General features: G+C 42.7%; 15 protein-coding genes. 10 read left to right on the forward strand and 5 right to left on the reverse strand.

Annotation, left to right across the window (positions count from 1 at the left end; genetic code table 11):
* The first annotated feature begins 152 nt into the window (after positions 1–152).
* Together ACTUJY_RS04260 and ACTUJY_RS04265 are read left to right on the forward strand one after the other, a co-directional pair.
* The gene (locus tag ACTUJY_RS04260; RefSeq protein WP_463614818.1) at positions 153–725 is read left to right on the forward strand and encodes a GNAT family N-acetyltransferase; all 573 of its coding nucleotides are present in this window, start codon (positions 153–155) and stop codon (positions 723–725) included.
* 234 nt (positions 726–959) lie between these two features.
* Positions 960–2963, forward strand: coding sequence for a collagenase (locus ACTUJY_RS04265; protein ID WP_463614819.1), 2004 nt, complete (start codon positions 960–962; stop codon positions 2961–2963).
* 129 nt (positions 2964–3092) lie between these two features.
* On the opposite strand, the gene ACTUJY_RS04270 is transcribed toward ACTUJY_RS04265, so the two are convergent.
* Positions 3093–5834, reverse strand: a complete 2742-nt coding sequence (locus ACTUJY_RS04270; RefSeq protein WP_463614820.1) for an RICIN domain-containing protein — start codon at positions 5832–5834, stop codon at positions 3093–3095.
* A 307-nt stretch (positions 5835–6141) separates the two neighbouring features.
* Positions 6142–7947, reverse strand: a complete 1806-nt coding sequence (locus ACTUJY_RS04275; RefSeq protein ID WP_463614821.1) for a cellulase family glycosylhydrolase — start codon at positions 7945–7947, stop codon at positions 6142–6144.
* 400 nt (positions 7948–8347) lie between these two features.
* On the opposite strand from ACTUJY_RS04275, the gene ACTUJY_RS04280 reads away from it, so the two are divergent.
* Genes ACTUJY_RS04280 through ACTUJY_RS04290 form a run of 3 tightly spaced genes read left to right on the forward strand, consistent with a single transcriptional unit; the run spans position 8348 to position 11632 of the window.
* The gene (locus ACTUJY_RS04280) at positions 8348–9601 is read left to right on the forward strand and encodes an ABC transporter substrate-binding protein (RefSeq protein WP_463614822.1); all 1254 of its coding nucleotides are present in this window, start codon (positions 8348–8350) and stop codon (positions 9599–9601) included.
* Entirely contained in the window at positions 9537–10997 is a 1461-nt protein-coding gene (locus tag ACTUJY_RS04285; protein WP_463614823.1) for a histidine kinase, read from the forward strand. The genes ACTUJY_RS04280 and ACTUJY_RS04285 overlap by 65 nt, the downstream gene beginning before the upstream one ends.
* Positions 10988–11632: a response regulator transcription factor gene (locus ACTUJY_RS04290; protein WP_463614824.1), complete on the forward strand. Its 645-nt coding sequence runs from the start codon at positions 10988–10990 to the stop codon at positions 11630–11632. Before ACTUJY_RS04285 ends, ACTUJY_RS04290 begins: the two co-directional genes overlap by 10 nt.
* A gap of 111 nt (positions 11633–11743) precedes the next feature.
* Here ACTUJY_RS04290 and ACTUJY_RS04295 read toward each other — a convergent pair whose 3' ends face one another.
* The 3 genes from ACTUJY_RS04295 to ACTUJY_RS04305 are packed head-to-tail and all read right to left on the reverse strand — an operon-like array spanning position 11744 to position 13755.
* On the reverse strand, positions 11744–12337 hold the full coding sequence (locus ACTUJY_RS04295; protein ID WP_463614825.1) for an outer membrane beta-barrel domain-containing protein: 594 nt from the start codon (positions 12335–12337) through the stop codon (positions 11744–11746).
* The gene (locus ACTUJY_RS04300) at positions 12307–13065 is read right to left on the reverse strand and encodes an SH3 domain-containing protein (protein WP_463614826.1); all 759 of its coding nucleotides are present in this window, start codon (positions 13063–13065) and stop codon (positions 12307–12309) included. Before ACTUJY_RS04300 ends, ACTUJY_RS04295 begins: the two co-directional genes overlap by 31 nt.
* 27 nt (positions 13066–13092) lie before the next feature.
* Positions 13093–13755, reverse strand: coding sequence for an outer membrane beta-barrel domain-containing protein (locus tag ACTUJY_RS04305; RefSeq protein ID WP_463614827.1), 663 nt, complete (start codon positions 13753–13755; stop codon positions 13093–13095).
* A gap of 454 nt (positions 13756–14209) precedes the next feature.
* Between ACTUJY_RS04305 and ACTUJY_RS04310 the strand changes: the two genes are divergently transcribed.
* The 5 genes from ACTUJY_RS04310 to ACTUJY_RS04330 are packed head-to-tail and all read left to right on the forward strand — an operon-like array spanning position 14210 to position 20523.
* Positions 14210–14809 carry an AraC family transcriptional regulator gene (locus ACTUJY_RS04310; protein ID WP_463614828.1) on the forward strand — a complete coding sequence of 200 codons (600 nt, stop codon included), beginning with the start codon at positions 14210–14212 and terminating at the stop codon, positions 14807–14809.
* Between the two features lie 3 nt (positions 14810–14812).
* A complete protein-coding gene (locus ACTUJY_RS04315; protein ID WP_463614829.1) occupies positions 14813–16582 on the forward strand; it encodes a tetratricopeptide repeat protein in 1770 nt (589 codons plus the stop codon).
* Entirely contained in the window at positions 16579–19425 is a 2847-nt protein-coding gene (locus ACTUJY_RS04320) for a tetratricopeptide repeat protein (protein ID WP_463614830.1), read from the forward strand. Before ACTUJY_RS04315 ends, ACTUJY_RS04320 begins: the two co-directional genes overlap by 4 nt.
* On the forward strand, positions 19406–20215 hold the full coding sequence (locus ACTUJY_RS04325; protein ID WP_463614831.1) for a tetratricopeptide repeat protein: 810 nt from the start codon (positions 19406–19408) through the stop codon (positions 20213–20215). The genes ACTUJY_RS04320 and ACTUJY_RS04325 overlap by 20 nt, the downstream gene beginning before the upstream one ends.
* Positions 20212–20523, forward strand: a complete 312-nt coding sequence (locus ACTUJY_RS04330; protein WP_463614832.1) for a hypothetical protein — start codon at positions 20212–20214, stop codon at positions 20521–20523. The genes ACTUJY_RS04325 and ACTUJY_RS04330 overlap by 4 nt, the downstream gene beginning before the upstream one ends.
* Positions 20524–20530 lie beyond the last annotated feature (7 nt).

Consider the following 20530-nt stretch of genomic DNA (forward strand, 5'->3'; position numbering starts at 1 on the left):
AGCATTTTAACGTGGGGCACTACAGTTCCATTTCGAGGACGGTGAGCCGACTCAACCAGGCGATGAACGATAATGCGCGGTTGCAGGAAGAGTATAATAGTATATATCAAGATTTGACCCCTTGGTAATCAAAAACCATAAGAAGCGATAGAATGGACCATCGGCACACACAAGTACTGACACAGTCAAAACGATTATCTCTAAAGCCGCTTCAAGCGGAAGATGCGCAAAGGTTATACGAATACCGTAATCAACCTAATGTGGCGTTATTTCAAGGTTGGACTCCAGAGAGTAGCGAAGAAGTTAGCAACTACGCAAATGAAATGCAAAGCAGAGCGTTTGCTGCACCTGGATACTGGTATCAGGTAGTTCTGCATTTGAGTTCTGGCGAAGTTATTGGCGACGTTGCTTTTTGTATCGATACGGAAACGAAGCAGCAAGCGGAATTAGGTATTGCTCTCGATGAAAAATTCCATGGTCAAGGTTATGCCACTGAAGCCATTTCCGCCTTGGTCGACTATTTATTCAGACAGTTTAGATTGCATAGAATTCACGTTTCTGTCGACCCGGAAAATCATGCATCGAGAAAGTTGTTCGAGCGAGTCGGGTTTCGAATGGAGGGCCATTTAATAAAAGCGGTAATGTTTAAAGGACAATGGAGTGATGATGTGATCTTAGCCGTGCTTCGTGAAGAGTGGGAGGCGCGGTCGAGACAAAGTTGTTAATTGTGTGTTGCAATGCGATGACAGATAGTCGCAATTGTCTATTTATTCACCGAGTCTTAGATTTTTTTCTTATCTGATGTTAAACGATTTTGGATAATTTTTTTCGTAGCGTAAGAAAACAATACAAGTTTTAAAATTCCTTGAAGCCGTTTGCACTTTCATCGTAAATATTCACTATGAAATCAAGCTGGTAACCGTTATTGATCACACCACTATCAATAACAGAGAAAGGCAATGTTTGTTCATAATAATTTACTTAAACGAGTCACTTTGGGCTTAATTTTCGGTGTAATGATTTTACCTGTTGTGAAAGCAGAATCAAAAGCGGTTCCTCCTTCTGTACCTATTCCAAAAGCAGTGACTCAAACTCAGCTCGACTGTGATATGAATGGTTTTGCTGAGAAAAGCGGAGATGAACTGGTCGCACATATTCGAAACGAAGACGATGCTTGCCTGAATCAACTGTTCACAGCAAATGATATTAGTTTCGCCGCGTTTCAAGAAGCCAATATGAATACTGTTGCAATAGCAACAGCGAGCTTGGCGCAAAGTTATTCGATAGACGAAGGTCCCAATGATATTGGCAAGCTGTACCTGTTTTTAAGAACCGGTTTTTTTATCCAGTATTACAATAGCGAACAGGTACCGGACTATTCCAGTGTTGTACAAACCAATGTCATTGCCGCACTGGATAACCTGGTCAACAATGCAGATTTTTACAGCAACAGCGATCAACACGGAAGAAACATTAGCGACGCCATCATTCTTATGGACAGTGCGGAATTACAGCATCGTTATTTACCTGTGGTAAGCCAATGGCTATTACGTATTGACGAAAATACGATGACGCATTGGTATATGCGAAATGCCATTAATTCAACATTGAATATTGTGTTTCGAGGCCATTGGAATGCTGAATTTGTAACGCTGGTGAAGCAAGATGCATTATTAGTAGAACAACTGGCGCGTGTTTCTCAGCTGGACTGGATGCTCGAACACGACAGCGATTTTATTCAGGAAAATGCGGCACGAGAACTCAGTCGGTTATTACAGTACCCCGATGCTGAAGTTTATAACGAGGTATCGACGGCGGTGCATGCAATTTTAAATCGCTATGAACTGGGTGGGTTGGGTAACAATGTTTGGATCGTCGTCGCTGAAAATGTGAACTACTACGCCGATTGTAACGATTACGGCACGTGCAATTTTGAAGAGCAACTGGAACAAACCATTTTGCCTCTTTCACATTTTTGTAGTGACAGTATTCGCATTCGCGCACAGGAAATGAATGATGAGCAATTTGTTAACTCCTGCCAGTTAATGCAGGATCAAGAAACGTTTTTCCATGAAAAACTGAATACAGGTATGCAGCCAGTCGCAGACGATTTAAATACGTCATTAGAAGTTGTGGTGTTCGACGCCAGCGATCAATACGAAGATTATGCAGGTTTATTTTTCGGCATTAATACCAACAACGGCGGTATGTATCTGGAAGGTGATCCCTCTCACGTTGACAATCAAGCTCGTTTTATTGCTTTTGAAGCGGAATGGTTACGTCCGGATTTTCTGGTTTGGAACCTGAATCACGAATACGTGCATTATTTAGACGGTCGATACAACCTCTACGGAAGTTTTTCTGCTGCCAATACAGCAACGCATAAAACCGTATGGTGGATCGAAGGATTAGCTGAATATATTTCGAAAAAAGAAGATAACGCTGAAGCGATAGAATTGGGTCGCAACCAAGAGTTCAGTTTAAGTGAAATTATGAGCAATACTTATAACAGCGATGTCGATCGTATTTATCGCTGGGGTTATCTGGCGGTGCGTTTCATGTTTGAACAGCATCACGATGATGTGGAAACCTTATTGGGATATCTTCGAGCCGGTGATTACGATGCTTACCTGAACTTCATTAACAGTTTAGGCACAACTTATGACGACGAATGGAATGACTGGCTGCTGACGATTACAACCGATGGTGGTGACGATGACGACGGCGATGACGGTAACGGTGATGACGGTGGCGGCGATGACGGTGGCGGCGATGACGGTGGCGATGATGACGGTGGCGATGATGACGGTGGCGATGATGGCAGCGGGAACGATGGAAACGGGAACGATGGCGACCAAAATACCGACGATACTACCAGCTCTCGTTCGGGCGGGGTGTTGCAGGGAGCGACTGCCTGGTGCTTGCTGCTGATGTTAATGACTTTGCGTCGTAAAGTTTATTGACCCTGCATAAGTTAATCATTTTCTAGCTAGTTTTAAAAGTGAAACGGTTAGCTGAAGTCCTTCTTTTTTCAGACTCATAACTTCCTGCTAACCGTTTCGGTTTACAAAGTAGTTTTAGATGTTAAGTGACTACTCATTGCCAGTCTTTTTTCGAGTTGGAAGCGATACGTTTTTCCAGGTTTGACCGTTGTCTTCTGACATCACCAGTCGATTGTCACGAGTACATCCCGTTGCATGGCACTCACCATTCGATAAGTAAGCCCAAACGACTTGCGACGATCCATACTCAAATTTTTGTAAGCCTTTAGCCATTTGCTGTAACTGATTTCGATGGTTCAATTGTTTGAAGGCTAAGTTTTCATGCAGTGGTACAGCATCGTTGTCATTACGCCGATTATTTTCGTTAATAGGACGCCAGTTTTCCCCTGCGTTTTCGGTTAAATAACTCTGCGTTTTTGGGTTAATGCCTTCGTGAATAACCACTTCAATAAATCCACGCTGTTCATCGACAAAGTGAGGCAAATGAACCGAGTAAGTTGCTTGATCATTTTTTATCAACTCGATGGCTTGCCAGCTTTTTCCACCATTAGTGGTTTTAAATAGTTGCTGTTGGTTTGCTCCACCCGCCAGCCAACCCAGTTGCTCATTAACGAAGTAGCTTGCATCGCCAATCGGTTTTGAAAGTTCTTTCCAATTTTTGCCGCCATTGGTGGTTTTAAAAAGCAATCCTTGGCTAAAGTTGCTGCTGGTTTGGAGTTGTACATCGATCCATCCCATATTGTGGTTTATAAACTGCAGGGAAATTTTTCCTATTCGTGGATAGGCTTCATTGATGGAATGAATATTGAGCACTTTAGAAGACCAATTTTCTCCGCCGTCTGTTGTATGATACAGAGTCCAACGGTTCTGGTTTTCAGCAAGAATCCACCCTTGTTCTGGCGAAATAAAACTGACGCTTTTTAAATGAGATACAGCCAGTTGTTCCGGTGTGATATCAGTCCAAAAGGTGCCACGGTCTGACGTTTTGAATAACCCATTTTCGAGAAGAACCCAAGCGTTTTCGTCGTCGAATAAATCAAACTCGGTAACCGATGGGCTTTTGTTGGATACAGCAGCATTGCTCGCGACGATGCCATCAGCAACATTTGAGTCGATGTTAATGACAACGCCGCCCCAAGACTCATTATGCCCACCCGTGTACTGGCGAATTCGTTTGGCATTCCAAACGTTGTCACTTAAACAGGGCATGTTGTAAGCCGAGGCATTGACATTGTATTGATTGTAAATCCAACTGGCTCCCCATATGGCATCGGGAACGGTAGCTGCGTTGGCGTAATCATCAACATTACAAGGCGAAGCATAAACAGCACCTTGATAACTGCGTTGACGCAAGCCATCGGTCCAGCCACTGATAAAGGATTGAGTTGCAGCAATGCAAGAAGCCGATTCGTTGTAGTACTCCATATCGTAATAAATGATGGAGTTATTTAATCCTAAGGCGTCGGCACTGTTGGCTGCGTTTGTTGCTTCCGCTAATCCTTGGTTGTAGGCGGTGTTGGTGTTGTAACTGATGCGCGAACGATAACTGGTGCAGGGAGCTTGAGGTCCCACCCAAATCGGCATATAGCGCCAGCCCTGATTAGCGGTACTTTCGATCCAAGACGCCGTTAATTGAGGTTGGCTGCATGCGCGTAAACTGCCGCCAATGTAAATACCCACGTAATGATATGGGCTGCTTTGCTTCCAGGTTTGCATGGTAGACAAGTTGGGTGCTGTACACGCATCAAAGCCGTGACCCGTGACATGTTGAGTACCCCCGTTTCCTCCTCCAGAGCTAACGGGGTTTAAACGCCACAGTTGATTGGTGGCTACGGCACCTGCGCAGCTCCATTGTTGTACATCAACTCCGTTTCCAGTTGCGCCAGTGCCTCCTTCTACATCCAGGCAACTTTGACTGTGCAAGGCTCGGAGTTGGAGTTGATCATTGGTTGGTACCAGTTGCCACAATTGATTGGTATCGTTTACACCACCGCACGACCATTGATGGGCTGTTGCACCGTTGGCTGTTCCGCCAACGCCTCCTGCAATAGTAAGACACTTGTTACTGTGCACGGCTTGAAATTGAAGTGCATCACCAACATCGACTGAACGCCAAAGTTGATTGGTATCGGAAGCGCCACCACATTGCCACTGGATAATATTGGCACCGTTGCTGGTAGAGCCCGATCCGCCCGATACGTCTAAGCACTTATTGCTGTGTTTCGCAATCCATTGAAACTGCGTGTCGATAGGAACCAGTCGCCACATTTGGTTGGTGCTGCTGGCACCACCGCAAGACCATTGTTGCACATCGGCGCCATTACCGGTTGCTCCAGCACCGCCTTCTACGTCTAAACATTTATTGCTGTGTGACGCTCGCAAATGCAGTTGATCGCCGATGGTTGCAACCGTCCAAATTTGGTTGGTTTGTGAAGCGCCAATACATTGCCACTGATGCACTGTTGCTCCATCGTTTTGAGATACGCCCGAAACATCAAGACACTTGCCACTGTGTTTTGCAATCACTTGATAACCGTTGCCCATGGGCACGAGTCGCCACAACTGATTGCTTGCAGCGGCGTTACCGCATTGCCATTGATGAATATTGGCACCGTTGGCTGTAGAGCTTGTTCCTCCTGAAACATCGAGGCACTTGTCGCTGTGTTGCACTTTAATTTGAAAATAAGTGGAAGTAAGTGAGTTGATGGATGGTGCGTTGGATTGTGTTTCGTTTATTTCGCTGTTGGCTTCAGTGCTTTGTAGTTGTGTGAGTAACACGCCAGCCAAAAAAACACTTTTTGGGATGGCCCAAAACTTGTTGTTCAAAGTCATAGTAGAACTCCTCAAAGAGTAATGAGATGAGAGCGATTCGATAAAAAAACTACGCTTGAACATGCTAGGAATGTGATGCTTTATCTGCATCGGACTTAGGACTGAATTTGGGTATATAAAACTCAAATTTTCGGCATTTGCGATTTATGATAAGCGGTAAAAAAAGGTTGATTGTGATTCTAGAAATGCGAATTTCTGAGTGAAAGGTGAAAGTAACATTAATGAGTTAAGGAAGTCACTCAGTAAAAAATCTATCTCGGTTACCCCCTATCGACATTACGATAGGGGGATGTTTTAGTTAATTGTTTTAAGACTGCCAAAGGGTTTGGCCGTTACGTATGATCCTTATTTTTCCATCATTTGAAATTTGCAAACTGGCACCTGGATTATTGTAAGTGTGGGTGTGCCAAATGGCAGAACCCGAACGATAAATGACTAAATTTCCATCCGATTGCATGAAGCAACGGGCACCCGGATTGGAGTATGTGTGCGAGTGCCACATGGGTGTTCCATCGTTTCGGTAAAGCACCAGGTTGCCATCGGTTTGCATCACCAGTCGATATTGTGAGTTGTTGGAATAGTAAGAAGTGCCTACCGTGAGCTCTCCCGTTGATGTGATGGTTTTCCAATGGTTGGTGCTGCCACTGATGTTTTTGATGGTCCAGCGCTCCCATTCGAGCAGTGCGGTTCGGTTTGCGCGAACGGGAGCGGCGCCGTTTTCAGAAGACATATACAAATTAGTCGCTACGGGTTTGATGCCGTAAACATCACCACCAATGGGCACAATGGTAAACTTGCAGTCGCCACAATATCGGTTAGAGTTATTAAATTTTAAGTAATGGCCACTGCTTTGATCCACGTCTAAATATTGATCATTGGTAGCTTGAATGCTGTAACTGCCATCGCTGTTCGGATACACGTAAAACATTTCCCAAGGACCGCGAACATTTCGGTTAGCATTAATATAATGGGTTCCATTTTCTGAGCTTAAATATTGCCCATGAAACGCTTGAATGAAGACGGGGTTGGCACGACCAGTTTGAAAGTTTACGCCACCCGGTGGTGTACCGCCACAGTTTGGATCGCTTGGAAAGTTGGCTGGGCTGCCTAAAAATCCGTTCATGCCTCCCACATGCGTGCCATTACCTGGTAACCAAGGATTTGCCGCTGTATCGCAAAAACATTGGTCGTCTACATGTCCGGCTTCGTCTTTGGTAAATTGCCAAAATGAAACTTGGTCAACCTTTAGTGTGTTTTCAAAATAGTTGAGCCATTCCGATACGTTGGCATCGGTACGTTGATTCATATCGGTAATACCAAACTCACCAATAATGGCCGGCTTACATCGCTCGTGTGCCAAGTTGACCCACTGTTGCATTGAGCCGAACTCAAGTCCATTAACGGAGCCTTCGCTGCCTAACGCGCCGGCAGCATAAAAGTGAACCGAAATATCATCCGAAGCGTTGATGACACGAATCGCAGCTTCTCGAGTATCGCTTGACCAACGGTGCTCGAGTGAACCGGGTACCGGTTGGAAGCTAATATGAGTCGCGCCTGCATTACGCATTTGCTGGACTTTCGATTCATAGTGACTGGCAAAACCAAGAGGGTTCTCGTGTCCTCCGATTTCATTGCCGAGCGACCAATAGATGTAATTTTTGTTCGCGTTAGGGGGGATGACGTTGTTGATCATGTTATTGATTTGGCCATCATTGGCTTGCAATCTTGCCAAACTGTTGTCGCCGGAAGAGTCAAACAGATCAACAGTGAGTGTCATGTTACGTGCTCGAGCAAGCTCCGCCAACCAACTCACGCGGTTAGCCATTTTACTGTATTCGTTGTCGTTATAACCCCAAAACGCCCATATACGAACGTTGGAAACGCCTAGGTTTTTTAATCGGTCCAAATCGGGGCGAGCATTGTTTTCTAACGTGAACCGGTCCGATGGCATACTCCCATCCGGATTAACTCCTAGGTCTGTGTAGTTACCAGCAACAAAAGAGTGTGTGGTGTTATTGGTTGGATTGATAAAAGCTTTGCCTTTCGCCTGACTGAAGGCAGGAGCCAGTATTGTGAAAATCAATACCAGCGCCAAGTGAAAATGCCGTCTCATTACATTCTCTCCTGATAAACGTGCGATGAATAAGTTAAAAATGTGACCAAATTCATTGGTCGAGTTCGACTTCGAACGATTGAAGTGTAAAAATATTTGTGGCGTAAAAAATCGGTCTTAAGGCTGAAATCCAAGCAAACTTATCGTAGAGTAGACCTCGAAATGCGATTTGTTTTATAGCAATTAGAGTGTTTTTTGAACAAAAGTATTCTTACAGCGTCGCAGAGCCTAATAAGTCGATCGATAAGTTAAGTTTACGTGGAGTGCCTATGAAGGATACGGATAAACATATTTTGAAACACAGAATTTTGGTAGGAAACTTTACCTAACGCGTAGATTCTTTAATGATGGGATTGTATTTCAAGTTGATCAGTTTTTAATCGTAAATGAGTAAACTTAAATGAAAAGGAATCGTAGAGCTTATAAAGTTTGCTTCTTCGTCGTGACTTATTGCTTAAGTTGTTTTGCCTTAGCCAAACAAGGTGAACACTTCAATAAGCGAAACACTGAAATTACGTTATCGTTTTGGGGTGATCCGTGGGAAGTAGAGGTGACTCAAAACTTAATTCGGGTATTTGAACTTGAAAACCCCAGCATTAAAGTGAAAACCCGGCACGTTTCATACGATAAGTATTTTGAATCGATTGACGACTGGCTCAACTCACCATCTGTCCCGGATGTTTTGTTCTTATCACATATAGAAAAGTGGGCAAGTTCCGGCCAATTGAAACCATTAGATGAATTTATCGCTAAAGAGCATTACGACACGAGCGACTTCCATCCGGCGCTGCTGCGACTTTTTCAGTTTGACGACCGAACTTATGGTTTTCCAAGAGACAATGATACAAAAGTTATTTTTTTTAACAGAAAACATTTCAAAGACGCCGATTTGCCAATACCTGAGTGTGGCTGGCAATGGGAAGACTTTAAATACGCCGTTAATAAGCTTACTAATTCCTCTAAGCAGCAATATGGCATTGTTCACAATAGCGAATGGTTGCCCCTGCTATTCTTGCAAAACACGCATCATATTTATCAACCTTCCATAACACAATTAACACGTACGGAAGAAGGTGTTGAAGCCATTATCCAATTTGTAAAAGTCATTCGTGAATACAGCCCAATAAAGAAAGTCCATGTCAGTTCTCGCGAAGCTGCGCAATGGTTTATTGAGCAGCGCGTATCGATGATGTTTGGTAATCATGCGCTCGTTCCAACGCTCATGAAAAACAAACAATTAGACTGGGACGTCACTTGCTTGCCACATATGAAAAGGAAAGCCAATAAAATTGGTGGCGCCGGGTACGTGATGAGCCAGCGCACACAAAATCCAGAAACGGCTTGGCGTCTGATTAAGTGGCTTTCCAGTCATAAAGGACAGGCTTTGTTCACTGAGTCCGGCGCTATATTTCCGGCTCGAAAGTCTGTGGCTCATTCAAAACTCTATCAAAAGCTTATCGATAAAAGTCATGCACATGTTTTTATTGCTGAAACAGACTCGGGATTTCCAAACCAGTATCATCCAAATATGGCTCATATTTTAGAACTAAATTACCATTATATTGAGCTTTACCTTCAAGGGAAAATCGATGTTGACCATGCTATTGCACAAGCCAATGCAACAACTGAAAAGCTCTTTTTTAAGCAACTTTGAACGGTATTTTGCGACTGGCAGTATAAAAAAACGTATCTTAAATGGTTACCGATTTGCACTGATTTTATGTTTGTTTGTATTGTTCAGTAGCTTGACGATTATTCAGTTTACGCATCGAGACTTCATTCAAAACAGTGACACCGATAGAGAGCTACGTTGGTTATTGACGCAGCTTCATTTAACTTACAATGAAGTGAATGAATCTGTTCGAAATTATCTTTTATCTTCCGACGAACAGTATTATTTGGAGTACGAAAAATCAGTTCAACGATTTGATGACGCATTACGTAATGTTACGCGTTTTTCTCAAAACCAGTCGCTCAATCAAGAGTTGCAAACGTTTAAGCGGCTTTACGATGTTCTGGTTGATGAAACAAAACAAAATATCGATCTGATAAAGTTGGGGTATCCACAATCGGCTCAGTTTTTGTGGGAAAAGGGGACATTAAACTTACGTCAAAAAATAAACGAACACATTAATTTGTCCTACGCAATACTCGATGGAGCAATACAGAAATCCATACAAGAAGAGCAAAAAAAAGAACTATGGATTTTAATGGTGACTTCCTTGTTATCATGTATGGTTGCTGCCTTTGGTATTTTTATAGGAAAGCGAATTTCAAAAAGTTTAACCAAACCTATTGAACAAATTGAGAGTTCGGCGATAGAAATTTCGAGAGGGAACTTGAATGTAAAGCTTCCTTTTTCCGAAAGTGGAGAGTTATCTCAGTTGGCTCAATCAATGCATCATATGGCTGCAGGTGTGAAGTCATTGATTACGCAAAATGAAAAGAAGGCGATTCAAAGTGAACGCACTCGCTTAGCGCGAGATCTACACGACGAGCTCTCTCAAACGTTATTTTCGGCCAAGTTAATGGTTTCTAATATTGTCAACGTTGATGCCGAGGCAGCCTTCAATCAAAATCAAGTAGAAAAATTACAAAACCAATTACAAGTGGCACATGAAGAATTACGAAATTTGTTACATTATTTACTGGAATGTAACTCCGAAGAGTGGAATGCTACCACTGCAGTTTCTCAGTTGATTGAACGAATTCGGTCGAACTCAAATTTACACGTTGAAGCGCAGATCGATAGCCTCATGGGAATAAGTGAACGACAACACATATTGCTTTATCGAATCGCTCAAGAAGCAATCAATAATGTGATCAAGCATTCGCAAGCATCTCAGTTAAATTTAATGTTAACGCAACAAACGCATCGCGTATCATTGAGTATTAAGGATAATGGTTGTGGGATAAAGAAAGTGGACAGTTCGGGGTTAGGAATCAATATAATGCGGCAGAGAGCAGAGGAAGAAGGTGCAACATTAAACATTGAAAGTAACGATGGTGGAACTAAGGTGTTATTGCAACTGGAGGTCGTATGTCATTAACTCAGCGCTCAGAGAGTGAATCGTATCAGCTTATGATTGTGGATGATCACTCAGTCGTTAGAGAAAGTTTGTGCGCGTTTCTTAACGCTCAGCAAAGCCTAAAAGTAGTAGCAGAAGCCAGCGGTGGTGAAGAGGCTGTCGTCGTTGCTCAAACCCTAAAGCCAGATTTGATTGTTATGGACTTATCAATGAAAAATGGTGATGGAATTTATGCGATACAAAAAATAAAAGAGCTCGGAATTACGAGTAAAATTATAGTGCTTTCAAGTTATACTAGTGCTGTATTAATGAATGATGTTAAAGCTTCGGGTGTCAATGCCTATGTAACCAAAGAGTCCAGTTCTCAGGAACTGTTAGACGTCATTTATTGTGTATTAAAGTCAGAATTGAAAATATTTAAAAACGAAAAAGACGTTGATAATTCGCCTCCTCAAATCACTATGGAAGCGTTAACCAAAAGAGAGAAGCAAATTATGAAGCTGGTTACAAAAGGGATGAGTAATCAGCAAATTTCCGATGAGCTCTGTATCGGCCTAAAAACGGTTAAAACGCATTTGAGCAATATATTTGCGAAACTGGAACTTAGAGATCGGACACAATTAGCGATTTACGCTATGAATCATTTGTTGCCTTAAAGTGAGCTTCATTTTTACAGTAGCTCGATAGTGCTACAAAAAAACAATGCTCACTAAACGTGTTTTAAAAAAGTTACCTATACCCCAATGCTCAACCCATTTGTATAAACGTTAAAATAACTTGCTTAACGTTAAAGTAATATGAGATTGCCGAGTACTTTCATCTTCTTGCAGTAAAATTGAGTCGTAGATGTAATGTCGATAGTCGACTCTCAAATTATAGTCACGAGATAATCCCAGTTGGTAACCCAAGCCAGCGGTGTAAGTAAAGCTTTCTTCACCACCAAATTGAGTGTCTCCAATACCAGCAACTAAATAAAGGGACGAGAGTTGCGCTTCTGAACCAGAAAAAAATTGTTCACCGAGTAAAAACTGGTAGCCTAAAAGAAAATCGTAATGACGAAAATCTCGATTATTACCGGTAAAAAATGGGCCATTATTTCTTTCATAACTCGATAAGGCGACATTCGCTTGGAAGTAGTTGATTTGTAAAAAGGTATCTTCCGAAGCCAAAAAGTTAAAATGAATACCGCTGGAAAACTCACTGCCGAAATCTTGAATATTCAAAAGTCCGAAGCTGACACCTATTTCAAAGCGTTCATTATCGAGTGATTGCATGGCTGCTTCATCGGCTGCGAGAGTTACTCCCGAGCCAGAAACAATGAGCCCTGCGGTTAGAAAAATGCGTTGAATCCAATGTGCCATCGATCAAGTCTCTCATCGTCTGCTACGGTTGATACTTTATAGTTTCGGTATCCCGCTTGAATAACAAAGTTTCGGCCAAGGTAGTAACTCGCGCCCGCACCAAAGTGTGTGTAACTGGAGTCTTCAATAGGTAGAGGAACTAATTCCGGTTGCACGGTGACGGACATTTGTCCGCTGCCCAAAGTGAATGCGGGTGAAACTACCCATTCAGAGTAAGGTTCAAATTGTAGGTTGACACCATAATAACGACCACGTACTTCGGCGTCGTAAAATTTACTGTGCTCTACTTCAACCGCAAGCCAAGGATAAAATCGATATCCGGAGGTTACGCTAAAGGTTTGAGCTCCTTTGAGTTGCCCATCAGAAAACTCGCCGCTATTAAAGCCGATATGCCAGCTGTCTTTCAGGTAATCCCCATAACTGACATTGGGCATATCGACGGGTTCACCAGTCGGCAATAAGGTGCGGGCAATTTGATTTGCTTTGACCCATCCGGTTTTACCATTTTGAGCCCGAATTTCATACCAGTCCGGACGACGGGTCAATAAGGTAATGCTTTCGCCTTGTTCGACTGTAAAAATTACTGGGTAGCCGCGGCCGGGACCAGTATGCATTTCAAGAAATGGATCGATCACTTCCAGTTTTACACGGGAAGTACTGCTTTCAGCCGAAAGAGTGGCAGTGTTCAGGGTAAAAGCAATGGCTAACCAGACAAATAATTTTTTCATAATGAATGTCCTTGTATACCCATTCGGCTAAAACAATATGTTTAAACCTAACGACCACTCAATATTATGAGTGCGTTTACTGTCAGACAGAAACTCGCGTTTAAAGGTGTGATCTTTAATGGTAAAGTCCCAGGTTAACCAATCGGTTACAACGCTTTTGTATTGAGTGCCCAGAACCAGCCCCGTATCATTATTGGCTGCGAATTCAATATCACTTACACCCAATAAAAGGTAGATATTGGAATTGAATTTACTTTTTTCACCGGCGAAGGACCGTCCCTGTGATAACCGGTAACTGCCTAACACTGCGGTATATTCAAAGTCGCGATCGTCGGGTCGAAGAAAATTACCGCCGGAAATATCTTCCCCGGTTGCTCGTGAAATATGGGCATTTGCGAGTTGAGCCGAAACAACCCAGTACGAATTAATGTGGTAACTTAAGTTAAATCCGGTTAGTGTGTCGCTTCCAAAATCTTCCACGGACAATATCCCGTAAAAAAGTCCTGCTTCAAATCGTTCGCTGTCAATTGCCGCTGTGTTGGCTGCGATGACTTTTTTATTGGGCTCAATTATTTTGACACTTTCAGATTGATTGGATTGCGCTTGTAATAGGCAGGGTAATATCAATGTTGCGATCGATAAACCCTTAATCCGAATATGTTTTATCCACTTGAAGTCTTTTTCCACCATAACCTCTCACCAATGAAATCAGGGTAACCTGATGAAGTACCAGAAGCGTTTTAAATGAAAGTTTCAGTAGCCTCTACTGAGTTTTAGCTATGCCTTTTTTCTTTAAAGGCTGCTTGCTAAGCCGCTTTGTTTAAAACAAAAAGCACATACTGTGCGGCTGAGTTTCAAACACCTCGGGTATTGGTTTGGCATTGTATCGAATGAATTTCAAGAGTCGAGTTGGTGAAAGAAGATCTTGTGACTGCTGTCAAACTTTAACAAGGAAAAGCCGGGGAATTGTGACAGAGTTTGATGTTTGAATAGTTCAATGTTCAGCCAATAAGATGAATTTTGTATAGTGCTTTTCCATCGTTCGGAACACCGTCGTTGTTTTCCTCGATGACTCTATAAAACATCTCAATGCCAGTTATGGTGATCTGGGTTGGTTAAGAAGTACATACTGGATTTAAATATCATGAACAAGCTTATTGTCAAATTACTGCTGCTTTGTTTGCTGATTCCTGCAAGCTTGTCGGCCATCGATGAAAAACCGCAAGCAGGTTCCGAAATTAAAGATGACGTAGGAAAAGAACGCAGCCCAAGTGATACTGAAAAGGAAGCACTGGCGACGTTAAAGCAGGTATCAACCGGCTTGCAAGCGTTGAAAAAAGATGTGGTCTCACTCAACAATGATCTTCGGATGATGGAAGAAAAATTGCTTTTTCCATCCAGCACAAAATTTACAGTGTTTGTTTCCTTAACGACCGGACAATTCTTTAAATTAGAAAGCGTTAAACTAAAAATCGACGGACAGCTGGTCACTTCTCACGTTTATTCTGATGTGCAGCGCCAGTCGATGGCAAGAGGCGGAATCCAAAAGCTTTATGTTACCAATTTGAGTCAGGGCAAACACAATGTAACGGTGTTTTTTACTGGTACTGGCCTGAATGGGCGGGCGCATAAATTGGCGAAAACGCTCGATTTCGACAAGGGAAGTGCCGGTGAATACCTGGAAATTGCAATTGGTGATGATGGTGAAACTCAAGAGCCCGTATTTCAGTTGAAGCGGTGGTAAGCCATGTATTCCGTTGCGAAAAAGCTTTACGGCTGTTTGGTAAAAATGAAAGCCCTTCTGTTGATTTTTGGTTTGTCGGTGAGCGCCTCTCATTCGACGACGCTGGACGATAATCCACATAGCAAAGCAGACTTGGAGTGGGGTGCTGTACTTTATCAATATTTTCAGAAAGATTATTTTTCAGCATTGATCGAATATCAGTATGCAAACGCCATTAATAATCCAGTAGCACAAAGTGGAGCCGGTCAGCTATTACAAGGTGGTATGTTTTTATCATACGGACTCGCAGATGAGTCGCGCGCCATTTTTGATCGCGTACTTGCTGAACAAGCCGAAGCTTCGGTACAAAATAGAGCATGGTATTACCTGGCTAATTTGTATTACCACAAGTCTGAACCCGACAAAGCATACGATGCGTTACAAAAAATATCAGGCGCCATTCCCGATGATCTGCATCCGGATTATCATTACCTGGCAACATTAATAAATAATTCCGCTGAACATCTACCGATGTCAGAAAGCGTTCTTTCCAGCTTGCCAGAAAACCATTCTCACTATCCGTATATCGCCTTTAATTTAGCCATTCAGTATTTACGGACGGGTGATTTGGCTATGACATTGCAGCATCTGCATAAAGTCGTCAGTTTCGAAATGGTTAACGAAGAGTTGGCGACCTTGTCGGATCGCGCCAAGCACGGTTTAGCGCAGCTTTACTTACAACAAGGAAATCCTGTAAAGGCTTGGCAGTTTCTTACTGCGATTCGTACTACCGGTCTATATTCGAATCGCGCATTATTAACCTATGCGTGGACCGCAATAAAATTAAAACAGTATAACGATGCAGTTGCTGCTCTTGAGCTATTAAATCAACGCGCCATTGCGATACCCGAAGTACAGGAAGCGAAAGTGTTACTTGCTCATTTGTATGAGCAGGAGGGCTCTCCAAGAAAAGCGTTAAAAGCAAACTTACTGGCGATTGAAGAGTTTTCTCAAGGTTTGAACCAGGTCGCGCAGGCAAGAAAAATCATCGCCAAACAAGACGTACCAAGAGAGTTTATTCGCAACCTGGATGTGATTGTAGACGAAAGCGACTGGTTTGCGGTAGAGCCTTCGGTTGACTATCAAAAACTCACGCCGTTTTTAATCGATCTTATGTCGAGCAAAGTTTTAAATGAGACTTTAAAAGAGCTTTCCGACCTTTATGCGATTCAAAAAAACTTGAGGCATTGGCAGCGTCAATCGGTCGAGCATCAGTTGATATTGCAGGAAGTCGAGCAGAAATCGTTAGCACATCAAGACAAGGCATTAATTAGCCGCGGTGAGGAGCTTTCTAAAATTTTAGAGGAAAAAAAGTCGGAACTTAAACTACACGCGCTGACATTAACGACTGAACAGCAAAAACGATTTCAAGCGGTGATTGAAAACCTGGAGAAAGAGCTTCAACGATTGAGCAGTAAAGTGGCACGAATGTCACAGGTCGAAAAACCATACCAGCAACCAAAAGTGTATTTACAAGAGGTTTCCAAACGTAAACAACAAATCGAGGAGAAGTTGCAAGTAACACAGCAATATATTGCCAAACTGGAGCCTGTTGTACGTAGCCTGGTTAACGCCGAGCTCGATAAACATGAAGAGCGCATGCGTTATTACTGGGCACAATCTCGATTGGCAAAGGCTCGCCTTTACGACACGACGCTAATGACTCTCGATAAAGCGAAAAGTGAACGTCAGTCGCAGGTTGAGAAGCATTCAATGAAGGAGCAACAACCATGACACAACGTGTCGTCAGTTTATTTGTTATTGTCTTGTTAGCGGGATGCGCGTCCGATCGCCAAACGTTGGGCGATTTAAATTATCAACCCAGTAAGGAAAAAGAAATTGCGTTTGATAAACTCTCTCACGAGCAAGTAAGAAAAGAATATCAGGAGTTATTAAGCCTTTTTAAGGATGAAGATTTAAAGGAGCAAATAGAGCGGCGAATTGCCGATGTTTATATGATTGAAAGTGGTAACGCACAGTTAGCAGCAACGCCTGCAAAAAGTTACTACGCAGAAGCCATTAAAAGCTATCAAAATATACTGCAAAAATACCCTAACTCTCCGGATAACGCCGATGTACTCTATCAATTAGCACGTGCTTACGATATGGAAGGCAATCAAGAGCAAGCGATGAACATGTTAACTCAGTTAACGCAATATCATCCGGGGTATAAAAATGGCGCAGAAGCGCATTTTCGTAAAGGCGATATTCATTTCTCGCGCAAAGAATACCGTGATGCCGAAGCCGAATACCGAATTGTTGCCAGTTATCAGGAACCTAAGTTATTACTGTATGCGCACTATATGCTGGGGTGGGCTCATTATAAACAGCTGGATTATGCACCTGCACTTGACTCGTACGCTTGGGTACTGAATCAACTCATTGCCAAGTCTAACTCCAGTAAAAAATTATCCAATACCGAAAAGCCGCTTATTCAAGATACATTAAGAGCGATGAGTTTGAGCTTATCGAAGTTTGGGGGAGCGGAATCGATACTGCAAATAAAAGCTTTAAAAGAACAACCTCACATCTGGATGGTGTACAACGATTTAGGCGATTACTATCTGAGTAAAGAGAGATACGAAGACTCAGCTAAAGCTTATCGATTGTATGTGGACCGTTTTAACGATACAGCTAAAGCACCAGAGTTACACAGTAAGTTGATCGCGACTTATATAAAGGGTGGCTTTCCTTTGCTGGCCTTAAAAGAAAAAGAAAGCTTTGTTGAGTACTACGGGTTAGGTTCTCTTTACGTGAAAAATGTAGGACAGCTGAGTACCGACATGTTGCAACAATTAAAAACGTATATTGAGGAGTTAGCTCAGCATTACCATAGTGAAGGTCAGCAAGCACAAAAAGCGTTAGCTAAACTGCAAAGTGACAAAATGACATTAGATGCTGCAGGTACAAAAAAGCAATCAGAACTTCGCCAATTGAGCTCAAGCTCATTTAACCGAGCGGCACATTTTTATAGTGAATTTTTAAGAACATTTGTTAATGACGAACGTACGGGTGAAATTACCTTTTTACGAGCGGAAGTGTTGTTCCAGGCTGATCGTTTTGTCGAAGCCGTTCGCGATTATGAAGCGGTTGCGTATCAAATTAAAGATTCATCGAGTTCAAAATACAGCGCGAACGCAGGTTACGCGGCCATTATTTCTTATCAAAAGCAGCTTCATAAGTTGAAAGCTGAATCCGAAGAAGCGAAACAATGGCAAGCACAGGCTGTTGAAAGTATGTTGCGTTTTGCCACTCATTTTCACAATGACAAGCGTTCTCCAACCGTTTTAACGAATGCCGCCGAATACTTGTTTACTCTAAACCAATTTGAGAGAGCTTTACATGTTGCTGGCAACTTGATTGCTTCGACACCCAAACTCGATAATGATTTAAAGAAAACCGCATTTGGTATTTTGGCCCACTCCAATTTTAAGCTGAACCGATACGCTGAAGCCGAAAAAAACTATCTCGAACAGCGTAAGCTAACCCAGGCCGGAAATAAGGAATACCGAGAGATAACGGAGCGATTGGCCGCGGCCATGTATAAAAATGCAGAGCAGATGTTGGCTCAGCAAAATACACCACAAGCTATCGAGCAGTTACTCAACATTACGAAACAAGCACCGGAGTCTTCCATTCGAGTCATTGCGCAATATGATGCCGCGCGTTTATTACTGGATGCGCAGCGATGGCCGGAAGCGATTGAACAGTTCAAACAATTAATTCAACTGTTTCCGGAACACAATCACGCGCAAGATTTTTCTCGTAAACTGGCGCTGGCTTATGAAAATAATAAAGATTGGCGTCAGGCAGCGGAACATTACTTGTTTTTGAGTGAACAAGATCCGGATCCAGAGGTGCGTCGAAATGCCTTATTCCTTGCAGCGACAATGTATCGTAAAAGTAAGAACTACGACACAGCAATAAAGCTCTTCCGATCGTATGCTCGAGCTTATGAACAACCCTTTGCCGTACGAATGGAAGCGCGCTTCAACCTTGCTGAGTTGTATGAGTTGACTGATGAATACGCTAAGCAATTATTTTGGTTAAGACGAATTATAGAAGGCGATGCGAAAGGCGCTGAACACCGTAACGACCGAAGTCGATGGTTAGGCGCCTGGGCAAACGTAAAGTATGGAGACTACTTTGTTACTGAGTTTAATCGAAAACGCTTGACCTTGCCTTTGGCGAAAAGTTTACCGAGAAAAAATAAGGTAATGAAAGACGCTATTGATCGCTATCAGAAGGCTGCAGAGTACGGCATTTTGGAATTTGTAACCATGACCAGTGTAAAAACAGCAGAGCTCTATCAGCAACTGGTAACGGAATTAAGAGCAGCGCCAGTTCCGAATGGATTTTCGAACGAAGAACAGGTTGCGTATCGAGAAATTATAGAAGAGCAAGCTACGCCGTTATTGCAAATGGTGCGCGAGTTACACGAAGGAAATGTCATGCGTGCCTGGCAAGGCGAATACGACATGTGGATAGAAAAAAGTTTTCAGGCAATGCGAAATTTTTACCCTGAAAGATTTGCCAAGAATGAAGCGGAGGTGAGTTATGGTGATCAGATTTGGTAGCCGATTAAAGCTCACGGCAATTTGCGGTCTGGTGGCATTATTAACGGCTTGCGCCAGCACGCCAAAAAAAGAGCAGGTTGCACTGGTCAATGAAGGTGAGCAAAAAGTCTCAGCATTGAATACGGAGTCATTTTTGCCATATCTTGAAGTTGATCAGAACACCGGTATTCGTTTGCCTTATCAAGCGCGTTTAAACCCTTATTTAGCGGAACAAGGACAAATTGATAAACAATGGGTGACTGCTTTTATTGAAGCGCGTCGTGCTCTAAAAGCAAACGATTTGAAACATGCCAGAAACCAGCTGGAACAACTCGTTAAGCATCAGCCGCAGTTATCCGGGCCCTGGGTACTATTTGGTCAGCTTGCTGAAATTGAAAAAGATAATACGAAGGCCATTGAGCATTACAGCAAAGCCATTGCGGTTAATGAGAAAAATGTGAATGCATATATTCACTTGGCAAAAGTACAGCGTGTGCAGGGCTTGTTTGTTCAAGCTCAAAATACTTACGCTCAAGCGTTATTATTGTGGCCCGATTATCCGGAAGCGCACTTCAATTTATCCATTTTGTATGATGTTTATTTAAATCAACCACAGTTGGCGCAAAAGCATTTGGAAGCTTACCAACTGTTAAGACCCTTAGATGGGAAAGTAAACGTTTGGCTCTCTGATCTTGAAAAACGTAATGATCAAAGAAATTATGTGAAAGTGGATATCGAACGAAAAGAACAGTTGGTATTGGCGCGTTTGGCAGAACAAAAAAGCGAACAAGAGCAGGAGCAAACACGATGAAAGGCTGCGTATTTTTGTGTTTATCCGGTTTCTTAAGTCTTCAACTTTTTGCTGCAGAAAAGCAGGAAGAAGAGCCTGCGTCAATTATTTTAGAATCCAATTTTATTGGTGATAAAGAGCAACCTTCGGTCAGTTACTTTATCCCCTGGACACGTATTGGCACACCAGACAAGTTACAGTGGCAAATTGGCGATAAAGTTGATCGCACACTGGATCTGGTTGATCGCAAAGTGATGCGTCGTTCAACCACTATTTATCAGGAACTTAACCTGGAACAGAATTCAGCAGTTAACCAAGAGAATCAATGAGGCGGTT

Source organism: Pleionea sp. WD8-19 (assembly GCF_055326765.1).